The sequence below is a fragment of the endosymbiont of Lamellibrachia barhami genome (assembly GCF_011947365.2).
Taxonomy (GTDB): domain Bacteria; phylum Pseudomonadota; class Gammaproteobacteria; order Chromatiales; family Chromatiaceae; genus QGON01.
In genome coordinates, this window is record NZ_JAAVSH020000001.1 from 3,189,305 (window position 1) to 3,205,552 (window position 16,248).

The 16,248-nt window shown below is 53.1% G+C and carries 17 protein-coding genes; 15 read left to right on the forward strand and 2 right to left on the reverse strand.

Annotated elements, in window-relative coordinates:
• Nucleotides 1-12: 12 nt before the first annotated feature.
• The 7 genes from G9Q73_RS14560 (at nt 13) to moaA (ending at nt 7,125) form a co-directional block, all read left to right on the forward strand.
• On the forward strand, nt 13-282 hold the full coding sequence (locus G9Q73_RS14560; protein ID WP_177420415.1) for a chaperone NapD: 270 nt from the start codon (nt 13-15) through the stop codon (nt 280-282).
• Nucleotides 269-2,842 (forward strand): nitrate reductase catalytic subunit NapA, encoded by a 2,574-nt coding sequence (gene napA, locus G9Q73_RS14565; RefSeq protein ID WP_177420416.1) that lies wholly within the window; start codon nt 269-271, stop codon nt 2,840-2,842. Before G9Q73_RS14560 ends, napA begins: the two co-directional genes overlap by 14 nt.
• Before the next feature lie 85 nt (nt 2,843-2,927).
• A complete protein-coding gene (gene napG / locus G9Q73_RS14570; RefSeq protein ID WP_177420417.1) occupies nt 2,928-3,788 on the forward strand; it encodes a ferredoxin-type protein NapG in 861 nt (286 codons plus the stop codon).
• Entirely contained in the window at nt 3,788-4,696 is a 909-nt protein-coding gene (napH, locus tag G9Q73_RS14575; protein WP_177420418.1) for a quinol dehydrogenase ferredoxin subunit NapH, read from the forward strand. The genes napG and napH overlap by 1 nt, the downstream gene beginning before the upstream one ends.
• Before the next feature lie 55 nt (nt 4,697-4,751).
• A complete protein-coding gene (locus tag G9Q73_RS14580) occupies nt 4,752-5,180 on the forward strand; it encodes a nitrate reductase cytochrome c-type subunit (protein WP_177420419.1) in 429 nt (142 codons plus the stop codon).
• A gap of 92 nt (nt 5,181-5,272) precedes the next feature.
• Entirely contained in the window at nt 5,273-5,842 is a 570-nt protein-coding gene (locus G9Q73_RS14585) for a NapC/NirT family cytochrome c (protein WP_177420420.1), read from the forward strand.
• A 308-nt stretch (nt 5,843-6,150) separates the two neighbouring features.
• A complete protein-coding gene (gene moaA, locus G9Q73_RS14590; protein ID WP_177420421.1) occupies nt 6,151-7,125 on the forward strand; it encodes a GTP 3',8-cyclase MoaA in 975 nt (324 codons plus the stop codon).
• A 441-nt stretch (nt 7,126-7,566) separates the two neighbouring features.
• Here moaA and G9Q73_RS14595 read toward each other — a convergent pair whose 3' ends face one another.
• The gene (locus tag G9Q73_RS14595) at nt 7,567-7,860 is read right to left on the reverse strand and encodes a hypothetical protein (RefSeq protein ID WP_177420422.1); all 294 of its coding nucleotides are present in this window, start codon (nt 7,858-7,860) and stop codon (nt 7,567-7,569) included.
• A 119-nt stretch (nt 7,861-7,979) separates the two neighbouring features.
• Between G9Q73_RS14595 and G9Q73_RS14600 the strand changes: the two genes are divergently transcribed.
• Complete coding sequence (locus G9Q73_RS14600; RefSeq protein WP_177420423.1) at nt 7,980-9,227, forward strand: lipoprotein-releasing ABC transporter permease subunit; 1,248 nt, start codon at nt 7,980-7,982, stop codon at nt 9,225-9,227.
• The gene (lolD, locus tag G9Q73_RS14605; protein ID WP_177420424.1) at nt 9,220-9,939 is read left to right on the forward strand and encodes a lipoprotein-releasing ABC transporter ATP-binding protein LolD; all 720 of its coding nucleotides are present in this window, start codon (nt 9,220-9,222) and stop codon (nt 9,937-9,939) included. Before G9Q73_RS14600 ends, lolD begins: the two co-directional genes overlap by 8 nt.
• 71 nt (nt 9,940-10,010) lie before the next feature.
• On the opposite strand, the gene G9Q73_RS14610 is transcribed toward lolD, so the two are convergent.
• Nucleotides 10,011-10,526: a DUF2062 domain-containing protein gene (locus tag G9Q73_RS14610; RefSeq protein WP_177420425.1), complete on the reverse strand. Its 516-nt coding sequence runs from the start codon at nt 10,524-10,526 to the stop codon at nt 10,011-10,013.
• Between the two features lie 110 nt (nt 10,527-10,636).
• Here G9Q73_RS14610 and G9Q73_RS14615 point away from each other — a divergent pair, with 110 nt between their 5' ends.
• From G9Q73_RS14615 to kdsB, 6 genes are all read left to right on the forward strand, one after another.
• Nucleotides 10,637-12,931, forward strand: coding sequence for a DNA internalization-related competence protein ComEC/Rec2 (locus G9Q73_RS14615; protein WP_177420426.1), 2,295 nt, complete (start codon nt 10,637-10,639; stop codon nt 12,929-12,931).
• Nucleotides 12,932-13,003: 72 nt separating this feature from the next.
• Nucleotides 13,004-13,624, forward strand: coding sequence for a MotA/TolQ/ExbB proton channel family protein (locus tag G9Q73_RS14620; RefSeq protein ID WP_177420427.1), 621 nt, complete (start codon nt 13,004-13,006; stop codon nt 13,622-13,624).
• On the forward strand, nt 13,621-14,040 hold the full coding sequence (locus G9Q73_RS14625) for an ExbD/TolR family protein (RefSeq protein WP_177420428.1): 420 nt from the start codon (nt 13,621-13,623) through the stop codon (nt 14,038-14,040). The genes G9Q73_RS14620 and G9Q73_RS14625 overlap by 4 nt, the downstream gene beginning before the upstream one ends.
• Nucleotides 14,037-15,026: a tetraacyldisaccharide 4'-kinase gene (gene lpxK / locus G9Q73_RS14630; protein WP_177420429.1), complete on the forward strand. Its 990-nt coding sequence runs from the start codon at nt 14,037-14,039 to the stop codon at nt 15,024-15,026. The genes G9Q73_RS14625 and lpxK overlap by 4 nt, the downstream gene beginning before the upstream one ends.
• The gene (locus tag G9Q73_RS14635; protein WP_177420430.1) at nt 15,019-15,207 is read left to right on the forward strand and encodes a Trm112 family protein; all 189 of its coding nucleotides are present in this window, start codon (nt 15,019-15,021) and stop codon (nt 15,205-15,207) included. Before lpxK ends, G9Q73_RS14635 begins: the two co-directional genes overlap by 8 nt.
• Nucleotides 15,208-15,212: 5 nt before the next feature.
• Nucleotides 15,213-15,971, forward strand: a complete 759-nt coding sequence (kdsB, locus tag G9Q73_RS14640; RefSeq protein ID WP_177420431.1) for a 3-deoxy-manno-octulosonate cytidylyltransferase — start codon at nt 15,213-15,215, stop codon at nt 15,969-15,971.
• The last annotated feature ends 277 nt before the right edge of the window (nt 15,972-16,248 follow it).

The following is a 16,248-nucleotide window of genomic DNA, read 5'->3' on the forward strand; positions in this document are numbered from 1 at the left end:
AATTCCAAACCTATGAATATCTGTAGCCTTGTTGTGCATACCCAGCCAGAGAAGGGAGCGATTGTCTCGCAACGGTTGGAAAAATTTACCGGCGTGGAGGTCCACGGAGGTACAGATGTGGGCAAGCTGATCGTGACCATTGAAGATGAGGGGGAGGAGATCTCACCTGTCTCGGACACAATGAACGCGCTTAGAGATGTAGAAGGGGTTGTTAGTACAGTTTTGATTTATCACTATGGTGGTGAGGAATCGATGGAGGAGATGAAACGTGAAGTTAACTAGACGAGAGTTTATCAAGAGCAATGCAGTTGCTGCGGCGGCTTCGGTGGCAGGAGTAACCCTGCCGACGATTACAACCGCTGCTGCTGCAGAAGGTGACGATGGTATCCGCTGGGATAAAGCAGCCTGCCGCTACTGCGGTACCGGCTGCAGCGTTCTCATGGGTGTCAGAGACGGCAAGGTGGTGGCCAGTCAGGGTGATCCTGACGCGCCGGTCAACAAAGGCCTGCAATGCATCAAGGGCTATTTCCTGCCGAAGATCCTGTATGGCGCGGACCGTCTGACCCAGCCGATGCTGCGCAAGACCAACGGCAAGTATGACAAGAATGGCAAGTTCGAGGCAGTTTCCTGGGACGAAGCCTTCAAAACGATGGCTGAAAAATGGGTCGCAGCCCGTAAGGCCAAAGGTGCTAAAGGCGTCGGCATGTTCGGCTCCGGACAGTGGACTGTCTGGGAGGGTTATGCCGCCGCCAAACTCATGAAGGCGGGTTTCCGTTCCAACAGCCTGGATCCCAACGCTCGTCACTGCATGGCCTCTGCTGTAGGTGCCTTCATGCGCGCCTTCCGTATCGATGAGCCCATGGGTTGCTACGATGATCTGGAGCACGCCGATGTCTTCGTCCTTTGGGGCGCTAACATGGCGGAGATGCACCCTATCCTCTGGTCACGTCTTACCGACACCCGTCTGACCAAGAAAGGTTGTGAAGTACATGTGCTCTCCACCTATGAGCATCGCTGTTTCGAGCTGGCGGACAATCCGATTATCTTCAAGCCTCAAAGTGATCTGGCGATTGCCAACTACATCGCCAACTACATCATCCAGACGAAATCCTACAACAAGGACTTCATTGGCAAGCACGTCAACTTCAACAAGACCACCACCGATATCGGCTATGGTCTGCGCCCTGAGCATCCGCTGCAAAAGGCTGCGAAGAACCCCAACAAGGGCAAGTTCAACAAGATCGCCTTTGACGAGTTTGCGAAGCTGGTCTCCGAGTACACGGTTGAGAAAGCCAGCAAGATTTCCGGTGTGTCTAAGAAGAAGCTGGAGCGTCTGGCCAAGGTCTACGCCGATCCCAAGAAGAAGGTCTCTTCCTACTGGACCATGGGCATGAACCAGCACACTCGCGGTGTCTGGATGAATGGCTTGGTCTATAACATCCATCTGCTGATGGGTAAGATCTCCGAACCCGGCAACAGTCCCTTCTCTCTGACCGGTCAGCCCTCTGCTTGTGGCACCGCACGTGAAGTCGGCACCTTTACCCATCGTCTGCCGGCTGATCTCGTGGTCAAGAAGGACGCACACTGCAAATTTGCCGAGAAAGTCTGGAAACTGCCCGCAGGCACTATCCCAAGACATAACGGCATGTCAGATAAGGCTGCTCAATCGGACATCAGCGGGAAGCCAATGGGCAAGACCCTGATTCACGCGGTCGCCATGCATCGTGCGCTCAAAGATCGCAAGATGAACTGCTTCTGGGTCATGTGTAACAACAACATGCAGGCCGCTGCCAACATGAACGAGGAGTCTCTCCCCGGTTGGCGTGATCCGGCTAACTTCATCACTGTCACCGACCCCTATCCCACAGTATCGGCTCAGGCGGCCGATCTGGTCCTGCCGACCTCCATGTGGATCGAGAAAGAGGGCGCCTACGGTAATGCAGAGCGGCGCACCCAGTTCTGGCGTCAGCAGGTGCAGGGGCCGGGCGAGTCTCGTTCTGACCTGTGGCAGCTCATGGAATTCGCCAAGTATGTCAAAGTGGAGGATGTCTGGCCGGAGGATCTTATTGCCAAGAAACCTGAGTATGCAGGTAAGACGCTTTACGATGTTCTCTTCGAGAATGGGGTGGTAAACAAGTTCCCGAAACAGAAGGTCACCGATGATCGTGGCAACGAGTATGGCAACGATGAGATGGACTACTTCGGCTACTACGTACAGAAGGGTCTTTTCGAAGAGTACCGCTTGTTCAACTCCGTGCCTGGTATCCCCAAGAAAGGCCATGAGATGGCTGAATTCGAGGTCTATCATAAGGCGCGCGGTCTACGCTGGCCTGTGATCGATGGCAAGGAGACCCTGTGGCGTTTCCGTGAAGGCTATGATCCGCATGTAGAGAAGGGCAGCGAAGTCCAGTTCTATGGCGCCAAGGACAACAAGGCCAACATCATCTTTGGCCCCTACGAGCCTGCCGCAGAAATGCCGGACAAGGAGTACAACCTGTGGCTCTGCACCGGTCGTGTTCTGGAGCACTGGCACTCAGGTTCCATGACCCGTCGCGTACCTGAGCTCTATCGCGCGGTGCCGGATGCCGTGGTCTTTATGAGCAAGAAGGCTGCCAAGAAGCGCAAATTGCGTAACGGCTCCATGGCCAAGATCATCTCCCGTCGTGGTGAGATCGTCTGCCGGGTAGACACCAAAGGGCGCAATAAAGTGCCTGATGACTTGGTGTTCATTCCTTGGTTTGATGCCGGTCGTTTGGTCAATAAGCTGACCCTCGACGCCACTGATCCACTCTCGAAAGAGACGGATTACAAGAAGTGTGCGGTGAAGATCGTTAAGGCTTAAGAAGACGGAATCCGGTCCGTTTTTCCGGACCGGAGAGCGTCAAAACTGAAAAACGTGTAATCGAAAGCAAATCAACTGGTCAGTAATGTCAGATACAGACAAAAAACATGAGATGAATCGACGGCAGTTCCTGGGCAATATGCTCAAGACAGCTTGTGGGGTCGGATTGGTCGGTGTGGGTTTGGGGATCTATTCCAATAGAGCCTCATCCATGCCTGCCCACTATATCCGGCCACCGGGCGCACTGCCGGAAGAGGATTTTCTGGGTGCCTGTATCCGATGCGGGTTGTGTGTGCGGGATTGTCCGTACGACATCCTGTTCCTTGGTGAGGTCGGTGACGACGTTGCAACGGGAACTCCCTATTTCGTAGCCCGCTCCGGGCCTTGCGAAATGTGTGAGGACATCCCCTGCATCGTCGCCTGTCCGACCAATGCCCTGGATCATGGTCTTACCGATATCGAGGAGTCCCGCATGGGGCTTGCGGTTGTGGTGGATCAGGAGACCTGCATTGCCTTTCACGGTCTTCGCTGTGAGGTCTGTTTCAACGTCTGCCCGATTCGGGGCAGGGCCATATCGCTGAATATGCAGCATAACGTCAGGTCAGGAAAGCACGCACTGTTTATTCCAGTGGTGCACTCCGACGCCTGTACCGGCTGTGGTCTCTGCGAGCGGGCTTGTATCCTGGAAGAGGCAGCGATCAAAGTGTTTCCGACAGATCTTGCGAAGGGCGAATTAGGTAAACATTATCGACTTGGCTGGAAGGAGAAAGAGAAAGCGGGTGGGGCCTTGGTTACGCCGGATGTAGAGCACAAATACAACCTCCCAGAGGGTGTGCGCTATGACTTGCAGGGCGAAGGTCTGATTATCGAAGGGAAACCGGAGGAGACGCCGTTCTCGTCCAATCCCCTGGATTCACTCAATAGCAGTTTCATGGATAACAAGTAATGGTTGATCTGACGACATTAGGTGACGACGCCATTGCTGCCAAGGGCTGGATAAAAGCCCATAAGTGGCTGATTCTGCGACGTTTGAGTCAACTGGGGATACTTGCCCTGTTCCTCGCCGGCCCCGTTTTCGGGGTGTGGATTGCAAAAGGCAATCTGGCGTCAAGTCTGACGCTGGACATTTTGCCGCTGACCGATCCGCATGTGCTGCTGCAAGCGGTGCTTTCCGGTGTGGTGCCTGAGACCACCGCCATCATAGGTGTGGTGCTCGTCCTGCTCTTCTACTTTGTAGTGGGTGGACGGGTCTACTGCTCCTGGGTCTGCCCGGTGAATATGATCACCGATCTGGCCAGTTGGTTGCGGCGAAAGTTGGGTATCAGGACGACCTCTCAGATCTCCCGTAATGCCCGCTACTGGATGCTTGCCCTGACTCTGATTCTGCCGTTGGTGGTTTCCGGGGGTATCGTCTGGGAACTGATCAACCCTGTCTCCATGATGTTTCGAGGTATCGTCTTCGGAATGGGGGCGACTTGGGTGGTGATATTGGCGGTCTTTCTCTTTGATTTGCTGGTGGCCAAAGAAGGCTGGTGCGGACGTCTCTGTCCGGTCGGCGCCTTCTATAACCTGATCGGGAGTCGAAGCCTGTTGCGTGTCAACGCCAGCAACAGGGCGGAGTGCAACGACTGCATGGAATGCTTCGTCGTCTGTCCCGAACCACAAGTGATCAGGCCGGCATTGAAAGGGGGAAGCAAGGGTATCAGCCCGGTAATCCTCTCTTCTGACTGCACCAACTGCGGTCGTTGCATCGATATTTGCGCGAAGGATGTTTTCAGTTATGGCGGTCGAACCGTCTCCGAGACCATAAGGTCGAATCCCGAAGTGATTAAGAAACAAGAGGTCCATATTTAATGGGCCTGCTTATGAATTCGCAACTCATATATATAGAGCGATGATGGAGAATGAAATGAAGAAAACTATTCTGGTCATGATGGCTGCAGTGCTGACTCTGTTTTTTACAGCATCAGCAATGTCGGAAGTGATGTCTCTGCGCGGTAACAGTGACCTCAAGGCAATGGCTGAGAAACCTGATAAGAAGAAGGTTCAGTCTGTTAAAGGCGGTATCGCCCGCAGTTACAAACAGCAACCACCGATGACTCCTCACACAGTCGACAAGTACAAAATCAATCTGAAGAACAATGGCTGTTTGAAGTGCCATAGTGAGAAAACCTACAAGAAGGAAAAATCTCCTAAAGTGGGTGACAGCCATTACATAACCCGCGACGGCAAGACTCAAAGTACCATTTCCAGCCGCCGCTACTTCTGTAACCAGTGCCACGCTACCCAGACGGGGGCTGAACCGCTGGTCAAAAATCTGTTCGAAGGCGTGAAATAGGGTATATTTCGACAACCGATGCGCCCCGTCCTTAATTGGATTGGGGCGCATTATTTTTTTCAACTATTTTTCTGTAATTCAGGTAAAAGATCATGAGTAATGGCAAGAGAAAGGGTGGTTTCACCCTGATTCTGATCGGAATCGTAGCGGGTATCATCCTCTGGGGCGGCTTCAATACCGCGATGGAGGCAACGAATACTGAAGAATTTTGTATCTCCTGCCATGAGATGGAACAGGCTGTTTACCAGGAACTGCAGGAGACCATCCACTTCAGTAACAGAACCGGTGTGCGCGCCACCTGCCCGGACTGTCATGTGCCCAAAGAGTGGATCCATAAGATTATCCGCAAGATCAAGGCAAGTAACGAGCTCTACCACATGATGCTGGGTACCATTGACACAGTGGAGAAGTTCGAGGAAAAACGTCTGGAGTTGGCACAGAATGTCTGGAAGGAAATGAAAGACACTGATTCCCGTGAGTGCCGCAACTGCCATAATTTCGATTCAATGGATTTTGATCGTCAGGAAGAGCGTAGCGCTGATCGACACGATGAAGCGATTGAAGCGGGATATACCTGTATAGACTGCCACAAGGGTATCGCACATTCGCTGCCGGCAGGCTATGACCCTGCAGACGACCTGCCTGGCGAAGCTGAAGAGTAAAAAGTCATTTTAGGCGCGATTTTTGCTTAGTAATAACGAAGCTTGTTCGTCAGTTAACCGAAAATCAATCGGTTAGCCGGTGTTTAAGAGAAATAAGCTGGGTAGTTTTGTCCGTAGAGTGAATGTTTTGTTCACTCTGCGGAAAAGACCAGTCAGATATTGAAGGATTTGTTTATCCATCAGATTTTCTCTTAAAAAATATGTCTTTAGCGTAACAAAACCAGAAGCACTGAAGTGCATCTGTTGTTTCGCGATAGGCTACAATCAGCAGGCCTGGGAATTTTCCAGCTACGAGAGAAGCAAATGCCATGTTGATAGACCCGTTTGGTCGTAACATCGAATATCTCCGTTTGTCAGTGACAGATCGCTGTGACTTCCGCTGTTTTTACTGCATTCCAAAAGGGTACAAGGACTTTTCTCAGCCTGACAGTTGGCTGACCCTGGATGAGGTTGAACGTCTTGTCCGTGTTTTTTCCGAGATGGGCATCAGTAAGGTCAGACTGACTGGCGGCGAGCCTCTGGTAAGGAAGGAACTGCCTGAGATGGTACGCCGTATTGGTGCGCTGCCACGCATAGAGGATCTCTCCCTTAGCACCAATGCATCCCAACTGGCAAAACATGCTGTTTCTCTGAAGCAGAGCGGCGTGAGCCGCATCAATGTGAGCTTGGATTCATTGAATCCTGACAGCTTTCGTGAGATTACACAGGGTAATCTGGATAACGTTCTCGATGGCCTGATGGCTGCCAAGGAAGTGGGTTTAAACCCCATCAAAATTAACATGGTTGTGATGAAAGGGATTAACGACCATGAAATTGGCGGGATGGTCGATTTCTGTCTTGAGCATGATTTCACCCTCCGCTTCATTGAGACCATGCCGGTCGGTGAGACAGGCAAGAATGCCACGGATCGATATGTCAGCTTGAAAGAGATCAAGGCTGATCTTGAAGAGCGATTTCAGCTGGAACCTGCAGTCATGCGAGGCGCAGGCCCTGCCTCCTACGTCAGAGTGAAAGAGACGAACCTGCGTATTGGCTTCATTACGCCCATGTCCCAGCACTTCTGCGAGAGTTGTAACCGGGTGCGTATATCTGTTGAAGGAACACTCTATCTCTGCCTCGGAAAGCACGACAATGCTGAATTGCGCCCGCTAATGCGGCAGGGTATCAGTGATGAGGGGCTGAAAGAGGTGATTTATGAAGCAATCTCCCGAAAACCCGCACGTCACGAATTCAATGAAAATCCAGGTGAGATTGTCAGGGTAATGTCCCTGACCGGCGGTTAATCGCTGGCCAGGGTGAAAATACTAACGTAGTGGTGATACCCGGTAGGGATCAACCATCGCCGTCCGAGGCGAATGTTTCACAACCTGTTCGTGCCCGACATCCTGTAACATCAAAGGGCGGTCTGCTCGACTTGAAGTCTGCCAGACCAAGGTCAATGAAAAAGCAACTGCCAACGCAAGCAGATATTTCATTATGTCCTCCGAAAAATGCCAATCGGCATTCATACTCCAGCTCTTGCGGCTGGTTGCCTATTCTTTTTGTATGTTTGTATAGCAGCGCCAATATAAAACATTTATTCCTGTATGGCTACTGCGGAAAATTGAAAAAGTGTGACTTGTGACCAAGTTACCTATTTTGTGGACTTTTGTCGGGGCAATATCCTCCTGTTCAACGGATTTTTCTGCATTTGCATTGAAAACGGACGCAAGATGGGCGGGTTATTATTGACGGCGAACCACAGAGTTCAAGACATATTCGTGTTCAAAAAAAACTGAAAAGTCCGTATAGTCCCAGCGTGTGATTGGTGGATAGCCCACCCAGGGGTGTTCCATGGAAGGCTCTCCAAAAACTGTTTTGACCTGTTTCATCGTCATGCCGCGATTTGGACGAGGAATCCCCTCTTCGCTGTTGAGCGGCGCCTCATTAATAGCGTCGATCAGCAATACATCAGAGACAGCGGGGGTGACCGCAATCAGCAGACTGGCTGCAAGAAAGAGCGAAATTGGGAATCTCATCAGGAACAACTCCTTAAGGCCTGTTTGCATTTCTGCAATCTAAAAATAAATATAGCACTCTTGCCTAACTATAGAAAATTTGGGGTCTTTTAATGCCTACTGTGGTTTAATGCCGGGCTATGTATAAACCCCTCGAACTCTTCATCGGGATGCGATATACGCGGGCAAAACGGCGTAATCATTTCATCTCGTTCATCTCTACGATCTCCATGCTCGGCATCATGTTGGGCGTGATTGCGCTGATTGTCGTGCTCTCTGTTATGAACGGCTTTCACAAGGAAGTCCGTGAACGTATTCTCGGAATGGCGTCACATGCCACTATTTCTGCCGTGCGGGGTGGCCTCAAGGACTGGCGTGAGGTGGAAGCAATGGCGGGAAAGAACCCCCATGTCATTGGACGCGCGCCTTATGTCGAAGGTCAGGGCATGCTTATCAATGGTCAGAAGGTTAGCGGTGTGTTGCTACGAGGGATTCTGCCTGCTGAAGAGGGCAAGGTTTCCGATGTGCTGACTGCCATGAAGAAGGGGAGCGTCGACGACCTTAAGCCGGGCAGCTATGGGATTATTCTGGGGCAGGAACTGGCCTACCTGCTTGGCGTCGGGGTGGGGGATAAGGTGACGCTGGTCACGCCGCAGATCAATGTCACACCCGCAGGCATCATGCCCCGTCTAAAACGTTTTACGGTGAGCGGCATCTTCGAGGTCGGCATGGGTGAATACGACAGAGGCGTAGCGCTTCTACACCTGCAGGATGCCGCCAAACTGATGCGCCTCAACGATAGCGTGACCGGCGTGCGACTGAAATTGGATGATCTCTACCTCGCGCCGAAGGTATCCCGGGAGTTGGCTCTAAAGATGGGAGGCTATTACCGCATCAGCGACTGGACCATGCAACATCGCAATTTTTTTGCCGCGTTACAGACCGAAAAACGCATGATGTCGATCATCCTCTCACTCATTGTGGCGGTGGCGGCCTTCAATATCGTTTCGACTCTGGTGATGGTGGTTACCGATAAGCAGGCCGACATTGCCATTCTGCGAACGTTGGGCGCTTCGCCGGGCACTATCATGGGGATCTTTATGGTTCAGGGCGCGGCTATCGGCTTTGTCGGCAATATCCTCGGCATGATCGGTGGGCTGTTACTGGCAACCAATGTAGAAGGGATCGTCATCTGGGTCGAAGGTGTATTCAATATCGATTTTCTCGATCCTAACATCTACTACATCAGTGAACTCCCTTCCGATCCGCATATGGAAGATATCCTCTCCATTGGCGTAACGGCGTTTTTCATCACTCTGCTGGCAACCCTCTATCCAGCCTGGAAAGCCTCCCGCACCCAACCGGCTGAGGCGCTACGCTATGAGTAGCCGGGAGGTTGTGCTACAGGCTGAGGGTATCGTACGAACCTTCTCTCAAGGTGACCTGCGGGTGGAAGTCCTGCGGGGTGTTGATATGACCATACGGCAGGGCGAGCGGATCGCGATTGTCGGCAGTTCCGGATCGGGTAAGAGTACACTCCTGCACTGTCTGGGTGGGCTGGATCAACCAAACGAGGGTCATGTATGGCTCTCCGGCATGGAGCTGTTGTCATTGGGCGAACGGGCAAGAGGAAAACTGCGTAATCAAAAACTGGGCTTCGTCTATCAATTCCACCACCTGTTGGCCGAATTCACCGCTCTGGAAAATGTCGCCATGCCACTGCTTATTGGTGGGTATAAAGTTGCTGATGCGAGCAGAAAGGCAGGGGAGATCCTTGAAAGGGTAGGCCTCGGCGCAAGAATTCAACATAAGCCCAGTGAATTGTCCGGCGGAGAAAGGCAGCGTACGGCACTGGCCCGGGCGTTGGTCCACTCACCGGCCTGTGTGCTGGCTGATGAACCTACGGGCAATCTGGACCGACGCACTGCTGAGCATGTCTATGAACTGATGCTGGAACTCAACCGGGAGCAGGGCACCAGTTTCGTGATCGTAACCCATGATCCTGATTTGGCAGCCCGTATGGATCACACCTGGCAGCTGATTGATGGCCGCTTGATAACAGATCAATCCCAGGAGTCTGTCGGGTTAGGGGGATCGTAACGAGCAAGGTAGGGGATCGTGGACAGTTTCTCGATCTTTTGCAGCGAATGGTGGACCGACTCCCAGAACCTTTATGAATGGCGATGACTGCGCCGTCTCCACTGATTGATGACATGCCGGCGCCAAAGCACCCGAATGGCGAAGTAGCTGAGCAGGGAAAAAAAGGTACCACAGATAAAACAACCCAACAGGAAGGGCAGCCAAACCCCATCGAGGCCATTTTGCAGCCATTCAACACTGAACTCAAAGGTCTGCGTATCCTGCGGTGAGCCAAGTACAGTGGTACCCACCAGATAGGCAAAAAAGAAGAGCGGAGGGATGGTGAGTGGATTGGTGATCCAGACAAGCGCCACGGACAAGGGTAGATTTACCCGACAGATGATGGCAGCACCGGCGGCAAGCAGCATCTGAAAGGGCACCGGTACGAAGGCCACAAAGAGTCCCACCGCAAAGGCGCCCGCTGCCGATCGACGATTCAGATGCCATAGATTGGCATCGTGCAGCAATGTCCCGAACACCCGCAAATGCTTATGGTTGCGGATGGTGTCATGGTCAGGTGTAATACGTTTTATCAGATGTTTGGGCATGGCTTCCGCGAAGATAATACGCCGGGCTCTGTGCGGTTAATACTATTGAATCACGGTGGGGCAGGATGCGCCACAAAAAGCTGCTGAAGTTTTCATGACAGGGATGTTTCATGACATTTATTCTGCTCGCCTTTGTCACCGGAACAGCACTCTTCCAACTGCTGCCGGTGTTGCCTGAGCCTGCCTGGTTCGCCGCTGCTGCAGCGATTCCTCTATTCTGGGTTTCACGTCTTACGAAGCTCTTGTCAGCGCTGCTTGCCGGTGGGTTTTGGGCCTTTCTCTTTGCCTGGCTCCACCTTTCACAGGCAATGCCACTTTCACTCGAAGGGGAAACCCTCATTGTCACCGGCACTGTTGCCTCTCTCCCTAAACAGACATCAACCATCAATCGATTTGAGTTTGAGCTGGAGACTGTGCAGTCGAAGCGTGGCCCCGAGTCTCTGCAGGGGCGGCTTCGACTCAACTGGTATCGTTTTGACGGAGTCTTGCTTCCTGGGCAGCGCTGGCAGTTGCAGGTCAGACTGAAAAGACCAAGAGGATTGCAGAATCCAGCAGGGTTCGGCTATGAAAAATGGCTCTACAGCCGCAGAATTCGCGCCACAGGTTATGTACTGCATAGCACCGATAACCAATTGATAGGTGAAGCAGATTTCAGCTACATGATCGATCGCATACGTCATCGAATCGGCAGTGACATAGAGCACTTGGTAGAGTCGCAAAAGTCATCAGGTCTGATTCGTGCCTTGGCGATTGGTGATCGGGGTGGAATCTCCAGCAGTGACTGGGAGGCATTTACCCGAACCGGCACCAACCATCTCATTGCAATCTCCGGACTCCACATCGGCATTGTGGCGGGTCTGATGTTCTTTCTTGGCCAGTGGTTGTGGCGACAATGGCCGAATTTGATGTTGTGGCTTCCAGCGCCAAAAGCCGGTGCAATAACCGGGTTATTGGGTGGGACGATATATGCCATGTTGGCCGGTTTTTCCCTACCCACCCAGCGGGCATTGGTTATGCTCTATCTGGTACTTGGGGCAACGTTGTTTGGGCGCACCCCTGTGATTAGCCGTTCTTTCAGTATGGCGCTCTTTCTTGTGATCCTGCTCGATCCGGCAGCAACGCTCTCTGCCGGATTTTGGCTCTCCTTCGGGGCGGTTGGTGTGATTCTGTTATCGGTAACCGGGCGGATCGGACGGCCGACAGGTTGGCGCCAATGGGGTCGAGTTCAATGGGTGGTTGCGCTGGGGCTGGCTCCCTTACTCTTTATCCAGTTTGGACGGGCATCTCTGGTCGCCCCCCTGGTCAATCTGCTGCTGGTGCCTTGGTTTACCCTTGTGTTGGTGCCCCTGATACTTTTTGGGTTGCCACTATTGAGCTTTCCAGCGGCAGCGGCTATGTGGGCGAAGCTGACGGAACTCTGCGTCACTTATACATTGGTGGCTATCGAATGGGCCGCAGAGATAAGTTTTGCCGCACTATTTCTACCTGACCAGCCGCTCTGGATCTGGGCTGGGGCGATGGGAGGGGTACTGCTATTTCTCCTGCCTGGAGGCTTGCCGGTGCGCGGGGCTGGTATATTACTGCTACTGCCCCTGATATTCAGTTCACCGCAGCGTCCACCTCCAGGCGGATTCAGACTCACCCTGCTTGATGTGGGGCAGGGATTGTCTGCGGTAGTGGAAACCGCACGGCACCAGCTGGTCTATGACACAGGCCCCGCTTTTCCTTCCGGATTCAATACCGCAGAGGCTGCGCTCCTGCCCTATCTCCACAGCCGGGGTATAGAGCAGATAGACCGACTGGTGGTAAGTAATGGCGATCAGGATCATGCCGGCGGTGTAGCGCCTTTGCTCAAGGGGATAACGGTGGTGGATCTGATCGGGGGCGAATCCATGGCTGTTCCCAATTTCCGCTACTGCCGTTCCGGTATGTCGTGGCAGTGGGATGGCGTCTCATTCGAGATACTGCATCCGGATGGGAGTGAAAAATTTCAGACGGGCAATGACGCCTCCTGCGTATTGAGAGTCGCGGGAAGCGGTGGATCATTACTGATTCCCGGTGATGTAGAGCAACAGGCGGAGAAATGGCTGGTAGAGAGATATGGCCAGGATCTGAAAAGTGATGTTCTGATCGCGCCGCATCACGGCTCTGCGACATCCTCCACCCAACCATTTGCCGATAGGGTGAGACCGAAATATGTGCTGTTCCCGACTGGATACCGAAATCGGTTTGGTTTTCCCAAAGCGGATGTCCAGCAGCGCTGGCGTGACCTGGGGGCAAAGTTGCTCAACAGCGCGGAGGAGGGCGCCATTCAAATTGAATTCCATCCGAAATCCGGACTCGGGAGGCCCTATCGCATTCGTCGGGAGAGGCGTCACTACTGGAGCACCTCTTGGAATGAGTGAACTCGTTCCCTTTCGGAGCCATGCACAGATACAGTATGATTATACGCAGATTCTTTAGAGGCCCAGACTACAGTGTTTGAATTTGTAAAAGCGGGTGGATGGCTCATGATTCCCATCGTTGCCTGTTCCGTCGTCGCCTTGGCGATTGTCCTGGAACGCTTCTGGTCTCTTCGCCGCAGACGGGTGATGCCTGCCATTTTGATGCAGCAACTTTGGCAGTTGTGTAAAGATGATCAACTCGAACGTGCCGATCTGAAAAAATTACGCAAAAGTTCTCCCCTGGGGAGAATTCTTGCCGCCGGCATGGTAAACCGTCACCACTCCAAAGAGGTCATGAAAGAGAGTATTGAAGAGGTGGGGCGCCAGGTGGTACTGGAGCTTGAACGCTACCTCAACGCCTTGGGTACCATCGCTTCCATTGCGCCACTGCTGGGATTATTGGGTACAGTATTTGGAATGATCAAAGTGTTCAGCGCCATCGTGACTGCAGGGGTCGGCGATCCGGGCATATTGGCCGGTGGCATTTCCGAAGCACTGATAACCACGGCGGCCGGTCTCTCTGTTGCCATTCCCAGTCTGATGTTCCATCGCTATTTCACCGGGCTTGTCGATAAACTGGTGCTGGGCATGGAGGAACAGGCGCTGAAACTGGTGGAGGTGATCCACGGTGAGCGGGAACGGGTCTCCGGGTGAACCTGCGGCCGCACCGAAAAAAAGCCATTGAGGTCGATATCACGCCGTTGATCGACGTGGTTTTCCTGCTGCTGATCTTCTTCATGGTCTCGACCACCTTCGACCGGGAGACCCAGATTAAGGTTGAGCTGCCGGAAGCTGCCGGAGAAGAGGCGCAGACAGCGGCGGATATGCTCGATATCACCATTGACGCGTCGGGTACCTTCTACGTCAATCAGCAGGAAGTCATCAATACCGAGATCGAAACCCTGAAAAAGGCCATCATAAAAGCCGCAGGGGAGAAGAAAGATCTTCCGGTCATCATCAATGCTGATGCCAAGACGCCCCACCAATCGGTGATGACGGTGATGGATGCAGCAAGCCAGCTCGGTTTTCTGCACATGACTTTTGCCGCGCATAAGCCGAAGAATCCTTGAAAAACATTGATCACTACTGGGAAGGATGGAACCCCGTCAGTCTGATCCTCCTGCCTCTCTCTCTGCTCTTCTGTCTGCTGTCATGGTTACGCCGGATCGCCTATCGGATCGGCCTTCTGAGCCGTGAGCGGATATCGGTTCCGGTTATCGTCATAGGTAATATCACCGTCGGCGGCACCGGTAAGACTCCGCTGGTCATCTGGCTTGCAGAATGGCTGAAGGGCAGAGGATTGCAGCCAGGCATCATCACCCGTGGCTATGGTGGCAAGGCGGAGTCCTGGCCGCGTGAGGTTTCGGTCGATAGTAGCGCGTCGGAAGTGGGGGACGAGGCGGTACTGCTCGCACGTCGCTCGGGATGCCCTGTCTTTGCCGGTCCCAATCGTCCCGACGTGGCCCGTGCGCTGCTTGCGGCACATCCATGTGACCTGATTCTCTCCGACGATGGCTTGCAGCACTACGCGCTGCAACGGGATGCAGAGATCGCCGTCATCGACGGGAAAAGAGGCTTCGGAAACGGGCTCTGCCTGCCTGCCGGTCCTCTCCGGGAGCGGCAATTCCGGCTCAATCAGGTAGACCTGCTGGTGGTCAATGGTGAGAAACCACTCCGTCACGATGCTTTTCAAATGCGGGTTGAAGGAGAAAAAGCGCTGCTGCTGGCTGACAGCGACCAGCAGCGAAGTCTGTCGGAGTTCATGGGGCAGCAAGTCGAAGCTATTGCCGCCATTGGCAATCCCGAACGCTTTTTCAGTATGCTCGAAGCGGCCGGATTGAAGATCAATCGCCATCCCTTTCCGGACCATCACCCGTTTGTGGAAGAAGATCTTTTGCCTTGGCAAAAAAAGACGGTTCTCATGACGGAGAAAGATGCGGTAAAGTGCACACCATTCGCGGGAAAAAACCTCTGGTACGTTCCCGCTGACGCGAGGCTCGATGACGGATTCATCCTACAGCTGACGCAAATCATCAACAGGTTGTGTAATGGATAATAAACTGCTCGATATTCTTGTTTGCCCCCTCTGCAAAGGCAAACTCTACTATGATAAGAAGGCTGCAGAGCTTATCTGCAGAGCCGATCGGCTGGCGTTCCCGATCCGGGATGACATTCCGGTAATGTTGCAGGATGAAGCGCGCGAACTGGCGGCGGATGAAGAGGTACCCGAGGGCTAATCGATATGGATTTCAAAGTTGTCATTCCTGCACGTTACTCATCGGTTCGTCTGCCGGGAAAACCCCTGCGGGAGATCGCAGGCAAGCCCATGATCCAGCACGTTTACGAACGAGCCCGGGAAAGTGGTGCTGACGAAGTGGTCATCGCAACAGATGATGAACGCATCAGTCAGACGGCCAAGGCCTTCGGCGCCGAAGTCTGTATGACCGCCGCGCACCATCGTAGCGGCTCTGACAGGATTGCCGAAGTGGTGGAGCAGTTGCGCTGGGCCGCAGATACCATTGTGGTAAATCTGCAGGGCGATGAGCCCACCATGCCGGCGTCATTGATCGATCAGGTGGCCGCCGACATGGAGAGTCACGAACCGGCAGGCGTTACCACGCTCTCGGCACCCATCGAAACCCATGAGATGTTGTTCGATCCTCATGTTGTAAAGGTCGTGACCGATATTGCAGGTTACGCCCTCTATTTCAGCAGGGCGCCGATTCCCTGGCACCGGGATGAGTTCCTCGAAGGCAGAGAGTCCCTACCGGCAAGTGTGGCCTTCAGTCGCCATATCGGCCTTTATGCCTATCGTACAGGTTACCTGAAGCAGTTTGTCTCCTGGGCCCACGCTCCACTTGAACAGGCGGAATCCCTGGAACAGCTGAGAGTGCTTTGGCACGGTGGGAAGATTCATGTCAGTCAGGCAATCGAAGCAGCAGGACACGGGGTGGATACCGAAGATGATCTGAAACGTGTGGATGAGATTCTATCCCGGTAGGGCGGGGGATTGCTCAATTAAAGAAAAATCACTCTTTCAGATGCCTTGCACTCAGTGGCTTCAATCTCTTTGGATTGGATTTCCCGCAGCTTTCTGCGAAGCGTTCCTGCAATTTAATACCCCATCCGCTTGTTGCGGGGATCTTTATCTGGGCCAGCGCTCTACTATTTTACCTGCAGCCACCCATCCAATCAGTCGTCCTTTCATTTAAAAGAAGTAAATGCCTATGAGAAGGCGGGGACGTGTACCGAGGTTTCATTACTATGTAGTATGTAAA

Bases quoted from the DNA above. Each gene is read 5' to 3' on its own strand.
- G9Q73_RS14585 (WP_177420420.1), top strand. From the start codon at position 5,273: ATGAGTAATGGCAAGAGAAAGGGTGGTTTCACCCTGATTCTGATCGGA.
- G9Q73_RS14560 (WP_177420415.1), top strand. From the start codon at position 13: ATGAATATCTGTAGCCTTGTTGTGCATACCCAGCCAGAGAAGGGAGCG.
- G9Q73_RS14610 (WP_177420425.1), bottom strand. From the start codon at position 10,526: ATGCCCAAACATCTGATAAAACGTATTACACCTGACCATGACACCATC.
- G9Q73_RS14615 (WP_177420426.1), top strand. From the start codon at position 10,637: ATGACATTTATTCTGCTCGCCTTTGTCACCGGAACAGCACTCTTCCAA.
- lolD (WP_177420424.1), top strand. From the start codon at position 9,220: ATGAGTAGCCGGGAGGTTGTGCTACAGGCTGAGGGTATCGTACGAACC.
- G9Q73_RS14635 (WP_177420430.1), top strand. From the start codon at position 15,019: ATGGATAATAAACTGCTCGATATTCTTGTTTGCCCCCTCTGCAAAGGC.
- napG (WP_177420417.1), top strand. From the start codon at position 2,928: ATGTCAGATACAGACAAAAAACATGAGATGAATCGACGGCAGTTCCTG.
- G9Q73_RS14600 (WP_177420423.1), top strand. From the start codon at position 7,980: ATGTATAAACCCCTCGAACTCTTCATCGGGATGCGATATACGCGGGCA.
- G9Q73_RS14580 (WP_177420419.1), top strand. From the start codon at position 4,752: ATGAAGAAAACTATTCTGGTCATGATGGCTGCAGTGCTGACTCTGTTT.
- kdsB (WP_177420431.1), top strand. From the start codon at position 15,213: ATGGATTTCAAAGTTGTCATTCCTGCACGTTACTCATCGGTTCGTCTG.
- napH (WP_177420418.1), top strand. From the start codon at position 3,788: ATGGTTGATCTGACGACATTAGGTGACGACGCCATTGCTGCCAAGGGC.
- moaA (WP_177420421.1), top strand. From the start codon at position 6,151: ATGTTGATAGACCCGTTTGGTCGTAACATCGAATATCTCCGTTTGTCA.
- G9Q73_RS14595 (WP_177420422.1), bottom strand. From the start codon at position 7,860: ATGAGATTCCCAATTTCGCTCTTTCTTGCAGCCAGTCTGCTGATTGCG.